Source organism: Chitinophaga sp. SVR4-12A, from assembly GCF_056754765.1.
The window spans coordinates 1871848-1894306 of sequence record NZ_JBPGWP010000001.1 but is presented as its reverse complement, the minus strand read 5'-3'; the positions used below and the strand labels follow the sequence as shown (position 1 = coordinate 1894306).

At 50.0% G+C, this 22459-nt stretch carries 19 protein-coding genes; 16 read left to right on the top strand and 3 right to left on the bottom strand.

The features are described 5' to 3' along the window. The first annotated feature begins 103 nt into the window (after positions 1-103). From modA to ACR9Y8_RS07560, 10 genes are all read left to right on the top strand, one after another. Positions 104-856, top strand: coding sequence for a molybdate ABC transporter substrate-binding protein (gene modA, locus ACR9Y8_RS07605; protein ID WP_481212644.1), 753 nt, complete (start codon positions 104-106; stop codon positions 854-856). Further along, positions 853-1527 carry a molybdate ABC transporter permease subunit gene (gene modB, locus ACR9Y8_RS07600; protein WP_481212643.1) on the top strand — a complete coding sequence of 225 codons (675 nt, stop codon included), beginning with the start codon at positions 853-855 and terminating at the stop codon, positions 1525-1527. The genes modA and modB overlap by 4 nt, the downstream gene beginning before the upstream one ends. Before the next feature lie 3 nt (positions 1528-1530). Next, complete coding sequence (locus ACR9Y8_RS07595; protein ID WP_481212642.1) at positions 1531-2379, top strand: ABC transporter ATP-binding protein; 849 nt, start codon at positions 1531-1533, stop codon at positions 2377-2379. Positions 2380-2484: 105 nt separating this feature from the next. Next, positions 2485-3324, top strand: coding sequence for a chromate resistance protein ChrB domain-containing protein (locus ACR9Y8_RS07590; RefSeq protein ID WP_481212641.1), 840 nt, complete (start codon positions 2485-2487; stop codon positions 3322-3324). An 87-nt stretch (positions 3325-3411) separates the two neighbouring features. Next, complete coding sequence (locus tag ACR9Y8_RS07585) at positions 3412-4377, top strand: DUF1259 domain-containing protein (protein WP_481212640.1); 966 nt, start codon at positions 3412-3414, stop codon at positions 4375-4377. A gap of 287 nt (positions 4378-4664) precedes the next feature. Continuing rightward, positions 4665-5513 carry an AraC family transcriptional regulator gene (locus ACR9Y8_RS07580; protein WP_481212639.1) on the top strand — a complete coding sequence of 283 codons (849 nt, stop codon included), beginning with the start codon at positions 4665-4667 and terminating at the stop codon, positions 5511-5513. Between the two features lie 66 nt (positions 5514-5579). Continuing rightward, positions 5580-6956 carry a TolC family protein gene (locus ACR9Y8_RS07575; RefSeq protein WP_481212638.1) on the top strand — a complete coding sequence of 459 codons (1377 nt, stop codon included), beginning with the start codon at positions 5580-5582 and terminating at the stop codon, positions 6954-6956. Between the two features lie 16 nt (positions 6957-6972). Next, positions 6973-10119: an efflux RND transporter permease subunit gene (locus ACR9Y8_RS07570; protein WP_481212637.1), complete on the top strand. Its 3147-nt coding sequence runs from the start codon at positions 6973-6975 to the stop codon at positions 10117-10119. After that, complete coding sequence (locus tag ACR9Y8_RS07565) at positions 10106-11218, top strand: efflux RND transporter periplasmic adaptor subunit (protein WP_481212636.1); 1113 nt, start codon at positions 10106-10108, stop codon at positions 11216-11218. Before ACR9Y8_RS07570 ends, ACR9Y8_RS07565 begins: the two co-directional genes overlap by 14 nt. Before the next feature lie 53 nt (positions 11219-11271). Next, the gene (locus tag ACR9Y8_RS07560; RefSeq protein ID WP_481212635.1) at positions 11272-12213 is read left to right on the top strand and encodes an NAD-dependent epimerase/dehydratase family protein; all 942 of its coding nucleotides are present in this window, start codon (positions 11272-11274) and stop codon (positions 12211-12213) included. Between the two features lie 305 nt (positions 12214-12518). Here ACR9Y8_RS07560 and ACR9Y8_RS07555 read toward each other — a convergent pair whose 3' ends face one another. Further along, positions 12519-12944 (bottom strand): GNAT family N-acetyltransferase, encoded by a 426-nt coding sequence (locus tag ACR9Y8_RS07555; protein WP_481212634.1) that lies wholly within the window; start codon positions 12942-12944, stop codon positions 12519-12521. Positions 12945-13039: 95 nt separating this feature from the next. On the opposite strand from ACR9Y8_RS07555, the gene ACR9Y8_RS07550 reads away from it, so the two are divergent. Both ACR9Y8_RS07550 and ACR9Y8_RS07545 read left to right on the top strand, forming a co-directional pair. After that, positions 13040-13756 (top strand): aminotransferase-like domain-containing protein, encoded by a 717-nt coding sequence (locus ACR9Y8_RS07550; protein ID WP_481212633.1) that lies wholly within the window; start codon positions 13040-13042, stop codon positions 13754-13756. 59 nt (positions 13757-13815) lie between these two features. After that, positions 13816-14451: an aminotransferase-like domain-containing protein gene (locus ACR9Y8_RS07545; RefSeq protein WP_481212632.1), complete on the top strand. Its 636-nt coding sequence runs from the start codon at positions 13816-13818 to the stop codon at positions 14449-14451. A gap of 23 nt (positions 14452-14474) precedes the next feature. Here the strand turns inward: ACR9Y8_RS07545 and ACR9Y8_RS07540 are convergent, their stop codons facing one another. Both ACR9Y8_RS07540 and ACR9Y8_RS07535 read right to left on the bottom strand, forming a co-directional pair. After that, positions 14475-14993 carry a GNAT family N-acetyltransferase gene (locus tag ACR9Y8_RS07540; protein ID WP_481212631.1) on the bottom strand — a complete coding sequence of 173 codons (519 nt, stop codon included), beginning with the start codon at positions 14991-14993 and terminating at the stop codon, positions 14475-14477. Between the two features lie 121 nt (positions 14994-15114). Further along, entirely contained in the window at positions 15115-15297 is a 183-nt protein-coding gene (locus ACR9Y8_RS07535) for a hypothetical protein (RefSeq protein ID WP_481212630.1), read from the bottom strand. A 145-nt stretch (positions 15298-15442) separates the two neighbouring features. On the opposite strand from ACR9Y8_RS07535, the gene ACR9Y8_RS07530 reads away from it, so the two are divergent. The 4 genes from ACR9Y8_RS07530 to ACR9Y8_RS07515 all read left to right on the top strand — a co-directional run bounded on the left by ACR9Y8_RS07530 (position 15443) and on the right by ACR9Y8_RS07515 (position 22458). Further along, positions 15443-16336 (top strand): hypothetical protein, encoded by an 894-nt coding sequence (locus ACR9Y8_RS07530; protein WP_481212629.1) that lies wholly within the window; start codon positions 15443-15445, stop codon positions 16334-16336. Between the two features lie 316 nt (positions 16337-16652). Then, a complete protein-coding gene (locus ACR9Y8_RS07525; RefSeq protein WP_481212628.1) occupies positions 16653-19721 on the top strand; it encodes a SusC/RagA family TonB-linked outer membrane protein in 3069 nt (1022 codons plus the stop codon). Between the two features lie 10 nt (positions 19722-19731). After that, positions 19732-21195 (top strand): RagB/SusD family nutrient uptake outer membrane protein, encoded by a 1464-nt coding sequence (locus tag ACR9Y8_RS07520; protein WP_481212627.1) that lies wholly within the window; start codon positions 19732-19734, stop codon positions 21193-21195. Positions 21196-21336: 141 nt separating this feature from the next. After that, the gene (locus ACR9Y8_RS07515) at positions 21337-22458 is read left to right on the top strand and encodes a family 43 glycosylhydrolase (RefSeq protein WP_481212626.1); all 1122 of its coding nucleotides are present in this window, start codon (positions 21337-21339) and stop codon (positions 22456-22458) included. Position 22459 lies beyond the last annotated feature (1 nt).

Here is a 22459-nt window from a genome sequence, read left to right as displayed (position 1 = left end):
TCAAAGGCCTTTGGGGTGCCCTTCAAAAATAAGAAAAGATATCGTCTGAATTTTCAATACCTTAGGTCGTTGTATTTTCAAGGAAATAGCGAAATAGGAGCTTATGAAAAGAATATTTGTGCTATTGCTACTGGGACTGGTATCCTGTCAATCATCCACCAGGCAGAAACTGACCGTAGCTGTTGCCGCAAACATGCAATACACCATACAAGCGCTGATTGCGGAATTCAACAGGACGGACAACACGGAGATCGAGGTGATCAGCGGCGCATCCGGTAATCTTACGCAACAGATCATGGGCGGCGCGCCCTTTGATATTTTTATATCTGCAGACCAGCAATATCCGCAGGAGCTGGCCGCGAAAGGCTTCACGATCGAAGCCCCTAAAGTGTACGCACAGGGGCAGCTGGTGTTATGGAGCACACGGCCAGGCATTACCCCCCAAAGCGATCTGCAATTATTGCTGAGCGATAGCATCAAACGTATCGCCATTGCGAACCCGGAAACCGCCCCTTATGGGCGTGCGGCGGTAGCCCTGCTGGAAAAATACGCTTTGTACCATCAGGTGCAGCCGAAACTGGTAAAGGGTGAAAATATCACCCAGACAAGCCAGTTCATCGCTACACAAAACGCGGATATCGGGTTTACGGCAAAGGCGGTTGTGGTCTCCCGTGAGATGAGCGGCAAGGGGAAATGGATAGACCTGGATGCCAGCGCTTATCCCGCTATCGAGCAATCAGCTGCGCTGCTGAAGTATGCGCAAGGCAAAGAAGCAAAAGCCAGGAAGTTTTACGATTTCCTGTACTCGGATGAAGCAAAGGTTATTTATAAGCAATCTGGATACCTTGTAAAATGATAGCACTCGCGCCCTTGTGGCTTACATTGAAACTGGCACTGAGCACCACGCTGATCCTGTTCGTGGTGGCCATCCCGCTGGCTACCTGGTTCTCGGGAAGAAAGACGCCTTTGAAAATTATTATTGAGAGCGTAGTGACGCTGCCGCTGGTGCTGCCGCCGACGGTGATCGGTTTTTATTTATTGCTGGCCTTCAGCCCGGCCAATGCATTTGGCAAATGGCTGGAGCAATGGATGAACATCCGGCTGGCATTTTCATTTGGGGGATTACTGATCGCATCGGTGGCGTATAGTTTGCCTTTTATGGTACATCCTATCAGATCGGGCCTGTCTTCACTACCACCCAGCTTAAAAGAAGCCTCTTACTCGCTTGGGAAAACAAAATGGCAAACCCTGTTGCGGGTATTGCTGCCTAATATAAAGCCTTCATTGCTAACCGGCCTTGTGCTGACCTTTGCCCATACGGTGGGTGAGTTTGGTGTGGTATTGATGATCGGCGGCAATATGCCTGGCAGAACGCGGACTGCTTCCATTGCCATTTACGATGAAGTACAGGCATTCCACTACCGCCAGGCGAATGTGTACGCGGTTATTCTGCTTGCTTTGTCATTAATTATATTATTGATAATGTACTCATTTAACGGTAAGATGAAGCAGGTGAAATTCTATTGAGGTATGATCGATTTTTCATTACAGAAAACTTTAAGCAGTGCGGAAGGCCGGCTGGAACTGGATGTGCAGGCCAGGCTGGAAAAGGGGCAGTTCATTAGTTTGTACGGCGTGTCTGGTTCAGGGAAGACCTCCCTGCTGCGGATGCTGGCTGGTTTGATGAAGCCAGACACCGGCTTCATAGCAGTAAATGGTATTACCTGGTTTAATGCGGCAAAGAAGATCGATATAGACCCGCAGCACCGCCAGATCGGCTTTGTATTCCAGGATTATGCCCTGTTCCCGAATATGAACGTACGGGAGAATATTGCCTTTGGATTGAAGAGGAACGAGCCCCGGCAGATTGTAGATGAGCTGCTGGAACTTACCGGATTGAGCAAGCTGGCAGGAGGGAAGGTGCAGTCGCTTTCCGGTGGCCAGCAGCAACGCGTGGCATTGGCAAGAGCAATTGCCAGAAGGCCATCGATCCTGCTGCTGGATGAGCCTTTATCGGCTGTTGATAATGCCATGCGCGTGCAGCTGCAGGGCACTTTAGCAGAGATACACCGGCGCTTTGCGCTGACCACGATATTGGTAAGCCATAATGAAGATGAGATCATCCGGTTATCGGATACCGTGTTCCAGCTGGAGCAGGGGCGGTTTAGGCAACAGGCGGCCCCGGCGGAGTTTTTCCTGAAGAAACAGGATGCTTCGGTATTGACAGGCAGCGTCGTGTCCGTTGAAGGGAATGGGAGTTTGGTGATATTGCTGGATAACAGGATGGTAAGGGTAGATGTTGCCGGACAGGTTTTTAATATTGACGACAGGGTAGTGCTTGATTGTAGTAATGGTGGACCGTTGGTAAGGAAGCTGTAGGCGTGGCTGGTCTATGGCTGGTAGTTCTTAGAGATAAGGGACGATCGGTGCTTTCAATAAAGAAAATCAAAACAAAGGGGTATTTTGCTGTTGTATAATTTCCTTATGAAATGGATTACGCGTGAGCACCCGAAGATAGATCGTATTGCATGTCCCTGGCTGATACGCCGGTTCATAGACCCGGATGCGGAGATTATTTATGTGCCATTCAGCGATGTGATGAGCCGGGCAGCCGCACTGGGCGCGACTCCTTTTGACGTTCCGGAGGTAGAGCATACGCATTATGGAGACCAATGTACATTTGATTACCTCATCAAAAAATACAAAATCACCGATCCTGCGGTGCTGGCAATGGCCCCTGTTGTTCGCGGAGCGGATACTGACCGGCACGATATTGCCCCACAGGCGTCCGGTTTATGGGCTATCTCGGCTGGTCTGGCTTACAATTATAAAGACGATTACGAGCTCCTGGAAAAGGGAATGCTGATCTATGATGCACTTTATAGCTGGGCCGGGCATCTGCAAAAAGAAAAGCACACCCAACAGCCAAATGAACATTTGTTGCTGGAAATGTTCAGCCGCTTCTTTAAGTCCAGGCAAAAAACAGCTAACAGTATACCTGTGTGGGCGCAGGAACTGAAAGAGATGATCCAGGATCATATTGATACCAATCTCAGTCTGAAAGAACTATCCAAAGATCTCGATATCAATCCTTCCTACCTCTCCCGCGAGTTTTCAAAACACTTCGACAATCTTTCTTTTGGGGAATACATCCGGAAACAGCGTATTGACCGGGCTATACAGCTGATGGAAGATCCGGCTTATTCCCTGACAGCGATCAGCTACCTGACCGGGTTTTCCGATCAAAGTCATTTTACCAGGATCTTCCGGAAGTACACCGGTCAGAATCCATCAGCATACAGGAAAAATTTGCAGAAAAAGTAAATTCTGTACAAGAGGGGGGTAATTCCTGTTCTATTTCGGGGGCTTTTTAATGGCTAGCATTGTGCTGAATTAGATCTAGATAATAAAATGAAGACCACCGTCATTTTATCAACAATTGCCGCAGGAGTGTTCCTGCAGAGCTGCCAGCCTTCCGCCGGAACGGCTACAAATGCTGTAACCGGTGCAAAGAATGATTCCAATACGATTGTTTGTCCGCCAGGCAGCAGCAAGCTGGATGTTGCTGCCATTGAACGGGTAACTGGCATGAAAGGCGTTGAAAAGAACGGCGAATACAAGATCACTGTTCCGCAAAATGACCTGCATGTAGTGGTGGACGGATTTAAGATCATCCCGCCAATGGGACTGGGAAGCTGGGCCTGCTTTACTCCCTGCCGTGACAGCGCCATGGTGATGGGAGATATTATCCTGACAGAAACCGATCTGGCGCCTGTACAGCAGGAAGTGATCCGCCAGGGTTTCGCCATTACTGCCATCCATAATCACTTTGTGCGCAATCATCCCAACGTGATGTATATGCACATTGATGGGAAGGGCCCGGTAGAACAGCTGGCGGGCAGCGTGAAAGCCATCTTCGGAAAAGTAAAGGAGGCACGCGGCCATGATCCTAAAGAGGGGAAGGCAGACAGTGTGATCAATACCTTGTCTATCCCTCACCTCGATTCCCTCCTGGGACATAAAGGAGAGCTGAGCAAAGGGGTATATAAATACACTATCGGCAGGCCAGATGTGTCGCTGCAGGAACATGGGATCCCTGTAAGCAGCTTTGCGGGTTTCAATACATGGGCCGCCTGGCAGGGAACACCGGAGAAGGCGGCAGTAGCGGGAGATTTTACGATGCTGGAAAACGAAGTAACGCCGGTCATTAAAGCACTTGTAGAAAACGGGATAGAAGTAGTGGCTGTCCATAATCATATGGTGCATGAAAAGCCCCGTATCTTTTTCCTGCACTATTGGGGCGTTGGGCCGGTTGAAAAGCTGGCAGCGGGGCTGAAAGCGGCATTGGACCAGACAGGCCACGGCGAAATGCATTAAACATTTTATCATACCATGGTGGAATATCCCTCCGTTCCTGATGGTACTGGCGTTGGGGGCTATCTATGTGCACTACCAGGGAATCAGCTGGATGCAGGCGGTGTTCTATGGAGTAGGCGCGCCGTGATCGGCATCATAGCAGTCAGCGCGTATAAGCTCACAAAGAAATCTATCGGTAGAGATTATTATTTTAATAGCAGCTGCCCTTGGCCTGCTGATCAAACTGTGTACCTGGTGAGGCAGTATTTTTTCATATTTTGTTGTTTTAAGTAAAAACGGACCACATCATGCTCCTCCCCGTAGAAAAGAATATACAGATCAAAGACAAGATCAATGCCGATAAACATATAAAAGTGGAGCCTTTCCGTAAGGATACGCGCGTTACGCAACCCCATAAGCACAAACAGTATTTTGAGATCATCCTTTTGTCAAAAGGAAACGGTTACCACTGGATAGATGGCATTTGCTACGAAGTAAAACCGCCGGTGCTGTTCTTCCTTAACCGCGATCAGGTACATAACTGGGAACTGCAGGGGGAGCCCGAAGGATATGTGCTGATCCTGAAGAACAGTTTTCTGCAGCAGAGCAGGGATGAATCCCTAAAGCAACTGCTCCATTTGATCTGGCATGCCAATAGTCTTTACCTGGAGGATGCAGCAGAGATCATTACTTTATTCAGCTTGCTCATCTCGCACGCGTCCATGGATACCGTGTATGAACATCATTGTATAGATGGCTTGATGAAGGCGCTTGTAGCAGGTATACTGGAGAAAGGCCGGCATAATTTCATGCATACAGGTCAGCAAACACAGCTCTACGCCCGTTATATCGATCTTTTGCTTACCGGGCCATATGTTCAGCGAAAGATAGGTGTACTTGCACAGGAACTGAATGTGACCGCTCAAAATCTGAACGCTGCCTGCCGTAAGGCGGTGAACCGGAGCGCCGGTGAAATACTCGATGATTTCATCATGAATGAAGCAAGGCGGCTGTTATTGTATACAGAAAATCATGTTAACGAGATTGCCTACCGGCTAAGCTTTAAAGATCCGTCGTATTTCGTCAAGTTTTTTAAGAAATACCAGCAGCAAACCCCGGAGGAGTTCAGGCGGGGTAGTTTTCAAAATTACCATTAATTCTATCTTTTTCGCCATATTCTACCGGCTTTAGCTATTTACTTTGTTCCCAATACAGCCGCAATTATGAACAGGGCAGTCAATTTTATCTTATGTAACGGCATCGCGCTGATTTTCCAGGCTGCCAGTGCACAGCCAAGAGCTGTTTCCATAAAAGAGGCCCTGTCACTTGTACAGTCTCAGCAACCACAACTTACAGCCTACCGCGAACGGGCAAACGCTGCGGGGTATGATGTCAATCTTGCCAGGAATACGCTGATGCCTCAGCTGGAAGCGGCTTACCAGGCTGGTTATGCTACCTATAATAATATTACAGGAATGAGTTACCCCGGGTTGATCCTGCCTATCAGCGGTCCGCCTTCCCTCAGCAATACTTATGATCCTGTACCCGGTACGGCGCTGACGGCTTTGCTGAAATGGAGCCCGATTACATTCGGCCAGCGGCAGGCTGCGGTAGAAAAAGCTGCTGCGCAGTATAAATTGGCCACCAGCCAGTATGACGATGCATTATTCCGGGAACAATATACCGCCATCAACGTATACCTGGAAGCCGTGTATCTTAAGCAGCTGTTAAACGTTATAGAGGCTAATATGGTGCGTACTAACGTTGGCCTGCAGCAATCCCTTGTATTAGCCAGGGAAGGCTTGCGGCCCGGTATTGATACCGCCCAGTTTCAATCGGCAATGGCGCAGGCAGAAATGGACCGGCTGAATACGCGGCGGCAATACCAGTCGCAGTTGTTAGAATTGACCAGGCTAACGGGTTTGACGGAAATGCCGGACAACATACAACTTAGCGATACCATGCTCACCGTACAGCTCCCGGTACAGCCCGGGGCTGGCGGCGCCTATACAGACAACCCCTTGTACAGGTACTACCAGGCAAAAAAAGAGCTCAGTGCATCTGCGTTAAAGGAAGTTAAGCGTGCCTGGCGCCCGCGGCTGGATCTTTGGGCAAATGCCTATGGCCGTGGCTCCGGCATTAATGCCGATGGCACGGTGCATAAAGCGGATGGTTGGTCTTTAACCCGTAGTAATTACGGGGCCGGACTGCAGCTCAGCTTCCCGGTTTTACAGTTTTCCCGGGAAAGTATACGGAAGAAGCAATACCGCTTCCTGTTGAAAGCAGACGATGCGCAGCTTTCGCAGGTGGCTTTAAACCTGCAGAAGCAATCGGAAACCGCGCAATATAACTACCGGCAAAACGTGCTGGTGGCGCAGCAGGCGCCCCTTCAGTCAAAGGCTGTTCGCTATGCCTATGAAGGTTTGCAGCTCAGTTATCAAAGTGGATTAACGGATTATACCCGGCTTATACAGGGGCAATATGAGCTGCTGAAAGCGGAGATCGCGGAAGCAGGCGCTAATTTACAGGTATGGCGTTCCCTGTTGGAAATAGCCGTGGCTGGCGGTAACCTTCAAATTTTTACCGATCAATTGAAATAATCGGAGGACTATTCGTATGAAATTAATTATTTCGGCATTAAGGCACCCCATCACAATATTGGTAATGGTGATCGCCATTATCTTTTTCTCTTACCTGTCTATCCGTAATTCCAGGATCGATATATTTCCCAGCCTTGGCCTCCCTACGGTTTATGTGGCGCAGCCTTACGGCGGCCTGTCGCCGGAGCAGATGGAGGGATTTGTAACATCCTATTATGAGTATCACTTCCTTTACATCACCGGCGTTAAATATGTAGAATCCAAAAGTATCCAGGGCGCCGCCATTATCAAGATAGCATTTAATGAAGGCACTGATATGAGCCAGGCCATGGCGGAAGTCGTGGGTTACGTAAACCGTTCCAGGGCATTCATGCCACCGGGCACAGTTCCGCCCTTTATCACGCGTTTTGATGCGGGCAGTGTGCCGGTAGGCCAGCTGGTATTTAGTTCGGATAGCCGTTCATTGGGAGAGATATCTGACCTGGCCCTGTTCCGTGTACGGCCCATGTTCTCCACTTTGCCAGGTGTTTCTGCGCCGCCACCCTTTGGCGGGAATCAGAAGACGGTGCTGGTAACGGTTGACCCGGAAAAGCTGCGGGCGTACCAGCTTTCACCCGACAAGGTGGTGCAATCGCTGGTGCAATTCAATACTATTTCGCCGGCGGGCAATGTTCGTATAGGCGATACAACCTACATCACCCCGCAAAACAGCGTTATAGAAACATTGCAGGACCTGCAGCACACGCCGCTGCAACTGGGGAGCGGCCCTGCTGTGTATATTGGCGATATTGCCACGGTGAGCATGGGCGCCGATGTTACTACCAGCTATGCCCTGGTAAACGGCAAACGCTCTGTATATATTCCGGTTACCAAACGCGCCGATGCATCTACCTGGGATGTGGTGCAGCGGGTAAAGGCAGCGCTGCCGGAGATGCAGGCGGCTATCCCAGCCGATATTAAAGTAAGCTTTGAATTTGATCAATCAGGCTATGTGATCAACTCCCTGAAAAGCCTGTTATTTGAAGGAGGATTGGGCGCGCTGTTGACCGGGCTGATGGTATGGTTGTTCCTCGGCGACCGTCGTAGTGCATTGATTGTTGTGATGACCATCCCCCTGGCCTTGCTGGCGGCAGCTACTTTGCTCTATCTCAGCGGCCAGACGATCAACATCATGACCTTGGGCGGCCTGGCATTATCAGTGGGCATCCTGGTAGATGAAGCTACTGTAACAATTGAACATATACACCGTCACCAGGAAATGGGTAAAACCAGGCCGCGTGCTATTGCAGATGCATGTAAAGAGATAGCCGCGCCCAAATTGCTGATCCTGCTCAGCATACTCGCCGTGTTCGTACCGGCTTTGTTCATGAATGGCGTGCCTAAAGCGATGTTTATGCCGCTGTCGATGGCAGTAGGATTTGCCATGATCGCATCTTTCTTTTTGTCGCAGACATTTGTACCGGTGCTTGCCAACTGGCTGCTGAAACAACGGTTGCATGACAGGGAGCAGCCAACACCGCAAGGATTTTTTTACCGGCTCAAAGATCGTTACATGAAAGCTGGAAGCCGGTTCCATAACGGATATGCAGTATTCACCATCCTGTTTATTATCGTTGCGGCAGGGCTTACCGTATTGTTCTTTTCTCTTACAGGCACAGCCTTGTTTCCCGAAACAGACAGCGGCCAGGCACAGGTGCGTTTGCGGCTGCCCGTGGGCACCCGTTTTGAGCGCACGGAAGATGCCACCCGCAAATTGTTGTCGCTCGCTGAACGTATCGCTGGTAAAGGCAATGTGGAGGTTACATCCGCTTTTATAGGTACGCAGCCTGCCAGCTATCCTGTAAACTACATTCATTTGTGGACCAGCGGCCCGCACGAATCTGTTACGAGGATCAAGTTAAAACCAGGTGTGATTCCTATTGAAACCTTCAGGGAAAAATTAAGAGCAGCTGCGGCTAAGGAGATAGCCGGAGCAAAATTATCTTTTGAGCCGGGCGACATCGTAGAACAGGTATTAAACCTGGGAAGCAGCAACCCGGTAGAAATAGCGGTAGTGAACAGAAACCTGGCGGAGGGACAAAAGACCGCCCGCCAGTTGCAACAAAAGCTATCAGCCATACCGGCATTAAGAGATCTGCAGATAGCAACGCCACTGGACTACCCGGCCATTAAACTGGAGGTGGATCGTGTTAAAGCCGGGCAGTTAGGCATTTCCAGCGAGCAGGTGGCCAGGTCTACGGTGGCCGCTACTTCTTCCAGCCGCTTCACTACTCCCAGCTACTGGCTGGATAAGGCTACCGGCACCGCTTACCAGGTACAGGTGCAATATCCTGAGTACCGTATGAACAGCACTTCGCAACTGGAAATGGTGCCTGTATCTTCCGGGGCAGGCACTACACATTTCCTGAGTGAAGTGGCGACCTGGAAACATACCAATATACCGGGCGAATATGACCGCCTCAATCAGCAACGCTATATTACGTTAACAGCCAATATTCATGATGAAGACAGAGGGGCTGTTTTCCGCAAGGTGCAAAAAGTTATCGACAGTTTTGGCAAGCTGCCGGGAGGGGCGAAGATCCTGCTGAGAGGGCAGCCGGAATTGCTGCAAAATACCTTGCAAAGCCTGCAATTCGGATTACTGATAGCAGTGGTGGTTATATTTTTGACGATGACTGTCTATTTTCAGTCGTTCCGTGTTGCCCTGGCTATTTTATCTGTAATACCGGCGGTGATAGCAGGCGCCCTGTTATTGTTGTTCATCACCGGGCATTCCATGAACATACAGTCCTATATGGGCACTATCATGGCTGTAGGAGTGGCAATTGCCAATGCCGTGCTCTTTATCACCCATGCTGAACAAGCAAGGAAAGAAGCTGTCAGCCAGCCGCACCTGCATGCGGCGGAAGCTCGTTTGCGTCCTATCCTGATGACCAGTGCGGCTATGATCGCAGGCATGATACCGATGGCTCTGGGTTTAACGGAAGGAGGCGATCAGACTGCTCCCTTGGGTGCCGCCGTGATAGGGGGCCTGATCTTTTCTACGATCAGTGTGCTGTTCTTCCTGCCGCATGTGTACCAATGGATCATCGGCCGGGTGCAGTATAGCGATGTATCATTAGATCCCGATGATCTTAACAGTAAGAACTATGACAAACACTAATATACAGTACGGCCGTGGTTTGCACGCACTGATGGCTTTTCTCTCTTTACTGGCAGCCTGCAGCGGGGCAGCCGGACAGCCAGATAGCGCTGCAGCCGGTGCTGATGTGCAGGATACGGTACCGGTTTTTGTACTGAGATCAGATACCCTGAAAAAGACAGTTGAATTACCTGCTGAGCTGATCCCGTATGAGCGGGCAGACCTGTATGCAAAAGTGCCGGGCTTTGTACGGTCTATGAAAGTGGATATAGGCGACCATGTTAAACAAGGACAAACACTTGCCATTATTGAAGCGCCGGAGGTGAATACGCGATTTGCCGAAGCAGCAGCAGCGCTGCAGGCCGCTAAAGCCAAATGGGCCGGCAGCCGGGACCAGTTTGAACGTTTATACCGCGCTTCCCAGGCGCAAACACCCGGCATCGTAGCTCCCGTTGACCTGGAGCACAGCCGTAACCAGATGCTGGCAGACAGTGCCTCTTACGAAGCATTGGGGAAACAGGCGCAGGCATATAAAGAAGTATCCGGGTACCTGCATATTACGGCGCCTTTTGACGGAGTGATAACGGCGCGTAAAGCGGATCCCGGTGCGCTGGTAGGTACACAGGCAATGTTGCTCACCATACAGCATAATCGTACGCTCCGTTTACGGGTGGCGGTTCCCGAGATATATGTGGCCGCGGCCAGTGTGACCCGCAACATTGATTTCCGGGTGGACGCCTATCCGAGCCAGCGTTTCCCCGCAGTGCTGACACGCAAAACTGAGACGATCGATCCTGCTACCCGTACAGAGCTATGGGAATTTAAAGTGGATAACAGCGCCGGCCAGCTCAAGGCAGGTGCGTTTGCATATGTAAAGCTTGACCTGGAACGCGGAGGACTATCCTTTATAGTGCCTCCTTCAGCTGTTGCTGCCACGCAGGAAAGAAAGTTTGTGATCAGGGTGAACGACGGGAAGGCAACGTGGCTGGACGTACGCCAGGGTATTACCACCGATAAGGGAATAGAAGTTTTTGGCGATCTCCGCAACGGCGATACCTTATTGGTAAAAGCCACGGATGAGCGCAAGCCGGGGACCAGCGCTTATTGGAAAATAAAGTAGATAAAGAGAGGATGTGGCAATTAGTACATTTGTAGCAAAGAAAACCAGGAGATATGCATGTAGTTGTAATCGGTGGTACCGGACATATAGGCACATTTTTGATCCCGCGCCTGGTGGAAGCCGGCCACCAGGTAACGGTGGTCAGCCGCCAGCGCCATACGCCTTACCAGGAGCACCCTACCTGGCAGCAGGTGAGATTTGTTACGCTGGACCGTGTCCAGATGGAACAGGAGGGCAGCTTTGGCCAGGCAATATCTGATCTATCGCCGGAAGTGGTTATCGACCTGATCTGTTTTAAGACTGAAAGTGCGGAGCAATTGGTGAGTGCGCTACAGGGAAATCTTTCACACTACCTGCATTGTGGAACTATGTGGGTGCATGGGCACAAGGTGGAAGTACCGTCTGAAGAATGGCATACCCGGCGTCCCCTTGGGGAATACGGTATTCTGAAGGCAGCATTGGAGCAATACCTGCTGGAAGAAGTAGATCGAACACAGTTTCCGGTCACGATACTGCATCCCGGTCATATTGTAGGTCCTGGCTGGATGCCTGTCAACCCGGTGGGAAACTTTAACGAGGCTGTTTTTACGCAATTAGCGAATGGTGAGGAAGTGCTTTTCCCCAGCCTGGGTATGGAAACCTTACATCATGTTCATGCGGATGATGTAGCGGCGGCCTTTATGCAGGCCATGGCAAACAAAGAGCGGGCAGTGGGGGAAAGCTTTCATGTGCTGTCTGAAAATGCCATTACCTGTCGTGGCTATGCTGAGGCCATTGCAGATTGGTACGGCCAGGAGGCCAAACTAAAGTTTGTGAATTGGGAGGATTTTCGTCAGTCCGTTTCCGCAGAAGATGCAAAATGCAGCCGGGAGCACCTCATGCATAGCACAATTGGAAGTATTGAAAAAGCCCGGCGGTTGTTACATTACAAACCGCGGTACAGCTCACTGGAGGCTATTAAAGAGGCGCTCAGCTGGCTGGCGCATCAGGAATAGACCCTTAGCGGGTAAAATACTCCACATGCTGCTTTGTGGAGATACTTCCCTTCTTCCTGCGGCGAATTTCCTCAAGGAGTGAATCAATTGCTTGCTTATATAAAAGGAGTTTTTCTCTACGACCGTTAACAAGAGCGCTGGTATACCGTTTAGTTTGCACTGCTAAGAGATCATATAAACTCTGCAAATCCAGGTGATCAAATCGTCTTTTCATGTCATGTCTCATGCTAGTTACTAAAACATGTCAAATTTGATACCATTAGATTCGGCCGCTATATGTGACTAAACTTAGTAATATGGGCGCATTAACGTAAATGGATATCGGGTTGATAGACCTCCAGGATATACGAAGAATGAGCAAGCTCCGTAAAATCATAGCGCCGGTACAAACCCTGGGCATCGCGTGTATTCAGCATTTTTCTTCTTAAACGTTTGGACCAGGGCTGCTCCAGTATATGGGATACTATTTTTTTTGATATGCCTTGTCCTCGGTACGCCGGCAATACAAAAACATCTGCGAGCCAGCCAAAGGTATTGTAATCAGTGATCATTCTTGCAAACCCTACCTGTTCACCATTTATAAAGGCGCCGGCACAAAATGAGTGGCTCAGTGATTCGTCTACAACGGTGTAGGAAATGCCCTTGGCCCAATAGGTATCTTCAGACAGGAACCGGTGTATGAGCGGAACATCCATATGCTCTTTGCCTGTTTTAATGACTACTGTTGACATGCTCTTTTACTGTTTTTATGCAAAGGTAGATAGCAGTATGCAATGAGTACAGTACCAGTTTTGTTTATTTTTATGGACACAGTTACCTTTATTGCATGAAGGATGACTTTAAATATGCTGAGATCACCAACAAATTTGCCAAACTGATCAGAAATGGTGTATTAAAGCAGGGTGACCGGCTGCCTTCGGTTAGAATGTTATGCCAGGAGCATGGTATCAGTATGAATACTGCAAAAAGGGTATTCATGGAACTGGAAGCGCAGTCGCTAGTAGCGTCAAAACCACAGTCCGGTTATTTTGTTAGCCGCCTGTCTTATCAGCGGCTTCCGCTTCCGGAAGTAAGCAGGCCTTCAGCCGGTACGCAGAACAAAGAACCGGAGGAATTGACCCGGAAGGTCTTTGCCAGTATGGGTAAACCCGATCTTACACTTTTCTCCGTTGGCGTACCTTCCGGCGAACTGTTGCCTGTAGCAAAGCTGAACAAGGAGATTATGCTGGCCACCCGCGAACTGAGCGATAGCGGTACTGCCTATGAGGAGCTGCAGGGAAACGAAAAATTAAGAAGATTCATTGCCGCCCGTTCTGTTTACTGGGGAGGTAATTTGCAGGAAGAGGACCTGGTAACTACTGCCGGCTGCATGAATGCTTTGTCTTTTTGCATGATGGCTTTGGCAAAAGCAGGAGACACCATTGCCATGGAAAGCCCTTGTTATCCGGGCAGTTTACGGCTGGCTAAAAGCCTGGGCTTAAAGGTGATCGAGCTGCCTGCACATCCCGCAACGGGGCTTGAGATCGATGCTTTAAAAAGGTGATCCCCAAGATCAGGCTTTGCCTGTTGGTCCCCAATTTCAATAACCCTTTGGGCAGCTGTATGCCGGACGAACATAAAAAAGAGGTGGTAGCACTTTTAGCCAGGCACAATATTCCGCTGATTGAAGATGATATCTATGGCGATCTGTATTTCGGAGCGCAACGCCCTGTGTGTTGTAAGTCATTTGATCAGGAGGGAATGGTGTTATGGTGCAGCTCTGTTTCGAAAACGCTGGCGCCGGGCTATCGTGTGGGCTGGGTAGCGCCGGGCCGGTACAAGGAACAAATCATTAAACTGAAGCTGGTGCACGCGATATCCTCTTCGTCTGTTACACAGGAGGCCGTTGCCAATTTTCTGAAAAGCGGCCGCTATGACAGTCACCTTCGCAAGCTCCGCCAGTCCTTGCAACAAAATTATCAACACTATATCGAGGCAATAGCGGAATACTTCCCGGAAGGTACAAAGACCAGCAGGCCCCAGGGTGGGCTTGCCTTGTGGGTGGAATTTGATAAAACGATCGATACCGCAGCACTGTTTGACCGCGCTCTGAAACAGAAAATAAGCATCTCACCCGGGAGAATATTTACGCTGCAGGACCAGTTTAATAACTGTATGCGGCTTTCTTTGGGATTACCTTTTTCGGAAGAAGTGCGGCACAAATTGAAACAGCTGGGCAGACTGGCAAGCCTGGGTTAGTTACTGAGATCAGCAAAGGCGGCTCAGGAGCGGCTTAAATGGAATTTGTAATACTGCTCTGCTGTATCAGCGCTGGTAATAATCTCCTGCTTTTCTATTCCCCATTTATGCAGCAAAGCAATTGATATGTCATTATCCGGGCTGGTAGTAGCAATGATGGTTTTGTTCCAGGCAGATTGTTTATTTTTAAGCGTGTATAGGACTTCAGACATGACTCCTCTTCCTCTTTCCCGGGGATGGACCATGTACACGATCTCCAGTTCATTTGCAGTGGTATGCTCTGTTTCTTTTAATTCAAAATGCCCGCATAATTTATTGTCTTCATAAATTCCCCAGATCCAGAACCATCTTTTATCATCAGCGGCATAGATGTCAAATATTTTTCTGAATAATTTGCGCTCTTCATTTTCGCCTCTGGTATGCCCTCCATCCATGAATCTTCTGGCCTCCTTATCTAAGGATATTTCAATAAAAGCATCTTCATCATGCCTTTCGTATGGTCTTAAAATAAATCTTGCAGTTTTAATAAGCGGGGGAAGCATGGGGCAAAATTAAAATCTATCATCGTAACCAGGGGAGGATTTTTGGACTTTTTCGTGTGTTGATTTGGATAGGACATGCATCCGGACAGTGTCCGCTACCGGGGCAAAACAATACTTTCCATCAAGCGGAATAGGAGATATGATCGGCAGCCAGATCCAGTACAATGATGATTTCTCCGTAACGGTTACGGGTATTTGCCTTATGCGGCTTGTCTATGCTGCTGATCGCCCTGGGCACATTAGGCGTGCAAACGATCGGGGCAGCAGTAGCCGATCCGGTAAAAAGCCTGAGAAGAGAATACATCGATAAATTTCAACGCGCAGGTCGGTAAATTCCCGGACTTAAGCCGTAATTTTACGTTGTTGATCCGGTTTAACGTTCTTTAAGCAGGACTGTGACGTATTCTTTGCACGATGATCTGAAACTCCGGGTCATAAAATTGTATTGTATGAGAAGACTGACCTGCTTTTTACCGGGAATTTTCCTGGTGCTTTCTTCCGCGGCCGTATACGCGCAAAAGGAAAAACTCCCATTACCCGGCTGGGCCACCACACCGGTAACAGCGGACGGGGCCCTGACTGAATGGCCCACCCCCCTGAGGTATATAGATGACCAGAACCGCCTGACTTACGATATCTTCAACGACGGCGAGAACCTGTACCTGGCCGTCAGCACTACCGACGAGGTTACCCAGGTGAACATCCTGCGCGGGGGCCTCACCTTCGCGGTAAATATTAAAGGTAAAAAGAAAGAGACCACCAGCCTCACCTATCCGCAGATAGCCGGAAGCGTGCTCTTTGCCCAGCGGCGGAACAGCGCGCAGGCCAACGGTAACAGTCGTTATGGACGGCCTTCGGCAGCTGATCGCCCGGTGCCTGCAGATCTTTACCGGGAGCTGCGGCCTCATATGAATAACGCCGGTGTAAAAGGCCTTACCGGCTTGTCTGACGGCACCATCGACGTTGCCCAGCGTAAAGCAGGTATTGCTGCGGAGATCACCCTGACGGAAGGAGATTCACTGAACCTGGAATTTGTGATCCCCCTGTCTAAACTCGGAATAACGGCTGGCTACACTAAAGATATCGCTTACGGTGTTGCTGTTAATGATGGCAGTATAGAAGGTGGTGGCCGCAGCCGCAGGCGCGGGGGTGGATTTAGTGGGGTAGGATTTGGCCTGGGTATTGGCGGCGGCAGTTATGGCTATGGCGGTTCGGGTATCGGCGGCGGCGTTGGCATAGACCTGGGCAGTATTGGCGGCGGCCGGCGTAATGGCGGTGGCGGAGGAAGCGGTGGCGGAGAGATGTTGTGGGTGAAGCAGCCGCTGGCGAAACAGGATAAATAAAATAACTACACATAGGACCTTTTTATGATCCGGAGTATCTGCTCCGGATTTTTTATTGTAAATCAGCTGATTAGATCTTTCTGTCTTTTTGCCCCGCTACATTTTTCTCATTTTTTGCTACAAAAATTACATCCCAAAACCCACTTAAAACGGTACTTCATACCCGACAATACAAACTGGTCCACACCACCTACGGCCAAAATCTGATACGAACGAATCCGTGAACACTGAGTGACATTCCACCACCATCCTCAGCCTCCATTCCGGCATCCATGTTTGCGAGCACCCCCTTAAAACCAATGAAAACATGAACAAAATGTCAAAGAATTCCACACGCTTGCTGCTGATCAAGCTGCTCTTATTTTGCACCTTGCTGGCCAATGCCCAAAGCCGCACGGTGAGGGGAAAGGCCTCGTCGGCCGACAAAGGAACGCCGCTCCCCAATGTAACGGTGCTCCTGAAAGGATCCAATTCCAGGACCACCACCGACGCCAATGGCGACTTTTCCATCCAGGTGCCCGGCAACAATGCCGTGTTGCTGTTCTACCTGGTGGATTATACTACCAAAGAGCTGCCCGTGGGCAACAACACTAACCTGGATGTAGCCCTGGAATTAAAGAATGAGCGCCTGGGCGAAGTAGTGGTGGTAGGTTACGGAACGGTGAAAAAATCAGACGTTACCGGGGCCGTTGTATCCCTGAAATCAAAAGACCTTACGCCCGGCGCCAATATTAACGTGGAGCAGACCTTACAGGGCCGGGCCTCCGGCGTGCAGGTATACCAGAAAAGCGGTGAGCCGGGCAGCGCCATGAGCGTAAAGATCCGCGGCGCCAGCTCTATTACCGCAGGGAATGATCCCCTGTATGTAATAGACGGGATGCCGGTCAACAACCTGGCTCCCGTAACGGGCAGCGGCGCCGGCTTCGTGGCTACGCCTAATCCCCGTAACCCGCTGAACAGTTTAAATCCTTCGGATATTGAGTCCATCGAGATCTTAAAGGACGCTTCTGCTACAGCCATTTACGGTTCCCGCGGCTCCAACGGCGTAGTGATGATCACCACCAAGAAAGGGAAGAGCGGGAAATTAACAGTAAACTACAGCGCCTACTACGGTGTGCAGAAAGCCTCTAACTCACTGGAAATGCTGAACGGCCAGCAATATAAAGAGGTGCTGAACGCGATTATTGACGCTGGTGGGGGCGTGGCTTCAGAAAGAGTAACCAACGATCCCGTGAATGTAGACTGGCAACGGGAGCTGTATCGCTCCGCCTCCGTGCAAAGCCATGACCTTTCTTTTTCCGGCGGTAAGGACAATACCCGCTTCTACGCTTCCCTCGGTTATTTCAACCAGGAAGGTGTGCTGCAGAATTCTTCCGTAAAACGTTACACCGCCAGGCTGAACCTGGAGAACAGCGTTGCGCAGAAATATGCCTTCGGTATTAACTTCAACACCTCTTATATAAGAGACAATTATAACTCGGTAGGTATCGGCGTGAATGAGAACGGCAGCGCTTTGTATGCTGCTATCAATTATGATCCTTCCTACCCGGTATACAACCCGGATGGCAGCTATAACCGCTCTCCCTACATGACCACCATTGACCACCCGCTGATCCTGGCCAACGGACAGTATGCCAACAGCGATGGTTTCCGGACCTTCGGCACCGTGTACGGTGAGTACTTTTTTATCCCCGGTCTCTCGCTCAAACTGAAAGGCGCGGGTGATGTGAATATTACCCAGCGCAATACCTGGCTTGATCCTTCTACCATCCTCGGATCTCCCACGGGCGGCATCGCTTCCATCAACACGGGTAACGTGAACTACTATATGGGAGAGGCTACCGTCAACTATAAAAAGGACTTTGGAAAAGACCATGCCCTGAATGCAGTGGCAGGTGGCACTTACGAGCATTTCGGCTCCAACTCCTTTGGCGGTAACGGTCGGGGCTACGCATTGCCCGATCTTACCTATAATGCCATAGGCACCGGTAACAGCACCCTGAACCAGATTGGCAGCGGCCGCGCTTCTACCAAGATCGTTTCCTTCCTGGGCCGCGTGAACTATACTTTTAAGGACCGCTACCTGCTTACCGCCAGCTTCAGGGCCGATGGCTCTTCCAGGTTTGGTTCCAATAACCGTTTCGGTTATTTCCCCTCTGCCGCACTGGCCTGGAAAATGCATGAAGAATCTTTCCTGAAGGGCATCAGCTTTATCGATGAACTGAAATTCAGGGTGAGCTATGGTGTGATCGGTAACCAGAACATTGCCAACTATCTTTATATCACTACCTTCTCCGGCGGCGGCGATGCTGTATTTGGCGGCAACCGCTATACTTCTCTCGCGCCTTCCCGTGTAGCGAATCCTGACCTCAAATGGGAAGCCGCCAAGCAGGCGGATGTAGGTATCGACTTTGCCTTGTTCGACAATCGCCTTACCGGCTCTATTGAATACTATGACCGGCGCACTTCCGATCTGTTGCTGGATCTGCCGCAGCCTTTAAGCACCGGCTTCGCCGTAAAGACACAGAACATCGGCCGCATGAAGAATACGGGTATCGACCTGCATTTAGCCGGCGATGTACTTCGCAGCAGCGCTGGGTTTAACTGGAACATCGGCGCAGTGCTCTCCACCGTGAAGAATGAAGTGCTGAGCCTCGGGCCTTTATCGCAGATCCTTACCGGTGGTGCAGGCTTTATTTCTAATGCCAGCATTATCAGGCCGGGCGCATCCCTCGGATCTTATTATGGATATGAAGTATTGGGTGTATGGCAATCGCATGATGATTTCTCCACTGCACCGGTGGGCGTGAAGCCGGGCGATCTGAAGTTCCGCGATGTGGATGGCAATAAGCAGATCAATGCAGACGACCGCGTGATCCTGGGCAAATCCCTGCCAGACTTTACCTACGGTATCACCAATACCTTCAGCTTTAAAAGGGTTTCCCTGTCTGTATTCCTGGAAGGCTCACAAGGCGCCAGCATACTGAATAACGCGGCGATAGACAGCTATTTCCCTGTTAGCTTCAGGAGGAACAAACTGGCAAAGCCCTACCTGAACCGCTGGACGCCAGAAAATCCTACCAATGAATATCCTTCTTTCGTAAATCCTACTTCGCAGGGCCAGCAAACCGTAAACTCAAGGACGGTGGAAGATGCATCTTACCTGCGCCTGCAATCTGTGCGGCTCAGCTACGATTTCAAGCTGCATAACAAAGTGATCAAAGGGCTGCAGGCATATGTTACAGGTCAGAACCTGTTCACCATCACCAACTATTCCGGCATTGATCCTGCCGTGAACTCCATTGGCGATGATATCCTGAAAATAGATTACAGCTCTTACCCGATGACCCGCAGCTTCCTGTTCGGTATCAATGTTCAATTCTAAAAACGCTTATATGCAAAAGCTCATCATACTATCATTTATTATTGTTTCACTGCTCGGGCAAACAGCCTGTGAAAAGACGCTGGATGTAACGCCTCCCGGCGAGTTTGCGCCTGGCAATGTGCTCACCACAGATAAAGGGATCCGTTCCGTATTATTCTCTTCCTACGCAGGCATACAAAACCCAACGCCTTCACGCTACCTGGTCAATAATGCTGAAGTGACTACAGACGTGGGCTACAACACCGGCGGTGCCGAGAACCTTACGCTCTCCCAGCTCATCAACTTTACCTGGGATGCATCACTGGGTACCTTGCAGGCCGATGTATGGGCGCCCACCTACCGCGCTATCCGCGATGCGAATATTGTGCTGGAGAACATTGCCAACGTAAACACCACAGATGCCAACAAAAAATTATACGCCGCTGAAGCGCGCTTCCTGAGAGCATATGGATATGATCTGCTGTATAAATGGTTTGGCCCTGTTCCGCTGCGTACTTCCAGCACTTCTGAAGCAACGCTGGCAAGGGCTACAGACGAGCAGATGAAGGCTTTTATTGAAGCGGAGCTCACAGCCGCCATTACCGACCTGCCGGATCCCGGTAAAGAAGAAGCCTTTGCAAGGGCCAACAAAGGCATGGCTGCCAGTGTGCTGGCGAAATTCTATCTCAATACCAAACAATGGCAGAAAGCCGCCGACGCGGGCAGGCAGGTAATGAACTATAATTATTACCAGCTGTTCCCTGCTTATCAGAACATGTTCAGGGTGGAGAATGAAGGCAACAAGGAAATGATCATGGTGCATCCGTGCCGCAACCAGGACGGCTTCGGCAACTGGTATACTGCAGGCGCCCTGCCACCGGGCTTTAAAACATCCGCGCAGATCCCTGAATTTGTGTGGACAAGCGCCATGGCCAATTTTGCCACACAGTACCGGATGCGCTCCGGGTTTACCAATACTTTCGATACGATCAACGACACACGGGCTATCCTGCTCTTACGCCACTATGTAAATACGAACAATGCAGCGGTGAATTTATTATCCACCGCCGATAACGTAAGAAGCCTGAAATACTGGGATAACGCCACTGTAGGCAACCATAGCGGCAACGATGTGCCCATCATCCGCTATGCAGACATCCTGTTAAGCCGTGCAGAAGCATTGAATGAGTTGAGCGGGCCTACACAGGAAGCACTAGACCTGATCAACCAGGTAAGAACCCGCGCAGGTATTGCCAATCTCACTTTGGCAGAGGCCAGCAGCAAAGAAGTACTGAGAGACCTGATCCTCCGCGAAAGAGCATGGGAGTTTTACAGCGAAGGCCTGAGAAGGGAAGACCTGCTGCGTCACAATAAATTTATTTCATCAGCGCTCGCAAGGGGCGTAACGGTAGCGGCAGACAAGCACAAGCTGTTCCCCATACCACAAACGGAGATTGACGCCAACCCGGCATGTAAACAGAACGACGGGTATTGAGAGTCGTCAGTTGTCAGTTGACAGTTGTCAGTGATTACTGAGACGAAAAAGATTACCGACGACTGACAACTGACAACTGACAACTGATAACTGATAACTGATAACTGTCAACTAGTAACTGAAGCTAAAGGAAGTATTATAATGATTAGACTAAGCACTGTGATTGCAGGCCTGGCTTGCCTGATCGCGCATTCATCCTGTGGACAGCCCGCCCGGTACAGCAATCCGGCAGCGCCGGTAGGAGACCCTGGTTTAACAGTACCTGCATCCGTTGTGCCCCTCATGGACCAATGGATGCGGGATACCTACGTGATGACAGGCCCTGACGGATACTATTATATGACGGGCACCACCGCCACTCCCGGTCGTGAGTTTCCCTGCGGTCGTGTGCACTGCTGGGATTACAATGACGGCCTGTACATGTGGAGATCAAAAGACCTGCAGCAATGGGAAGCAATGGGACAGATCTGGAGCTTCGATAAAGACGCCGCTCCCTGGCAGCAAAAAGGAAGACCATTAGAGCCCGGCGCTATGTCGCCTAACAAAGACCGGCTGGATTCCTTTTACCGCGCAGTATGGGCGCCGGAATTACACTACATCAGCAGTAAAAAGAAATGGCTGCTGATCGCCTGCCTGAATGGCGGAATGGGATCCTTCGTGTTGGAAAGCGTTTCAGGCAAACCGGAAGGGCCATACAGGAATATTAAAGGGAATGAGCAAAAGGCTATTTTTCCCAATATTGATCTCAGCCTTTTCGAAGATGATAAGGGCGAAGTATACCTGGTAGGGCATAATCATTTTATTGCCAGGATGAAGGACGATCTTAGTGATATTGCAGCACCTTTCCGCAGGCTCAAAGAAACGCCCTACGATCCGGACCCTTACATCGAGGGTGTTTTCCTTACCAAACATGATGGTAAGTACCAGTTGCTGCAAACCGTTTGGTCAGTAAAGAAAGCAGACGGCACTTTTACCTACCTGCGGAATGATAAGAACAAGCAGGATTCTTTGTATAGCTATGATGTGGTAGTGGCGGCAGCAGATAATATTTACGGCCCTTACGGGCCACGTTATGCCGCTATCTTACAGGGTGGTCATAACAATCTCTTTAAAGACAGGAACGGCCGCTGGTGGTCCACGATTTTCTTTAACCCAAGAGGCATCATGGGCTCCAAATTTACGGTAACCTGCAGGCCCGGCCTGGTACCCGTAAAATGGGAGAACGGTAAACTAAGACCGGATACCTCTTTTAAATTAAAGTAAC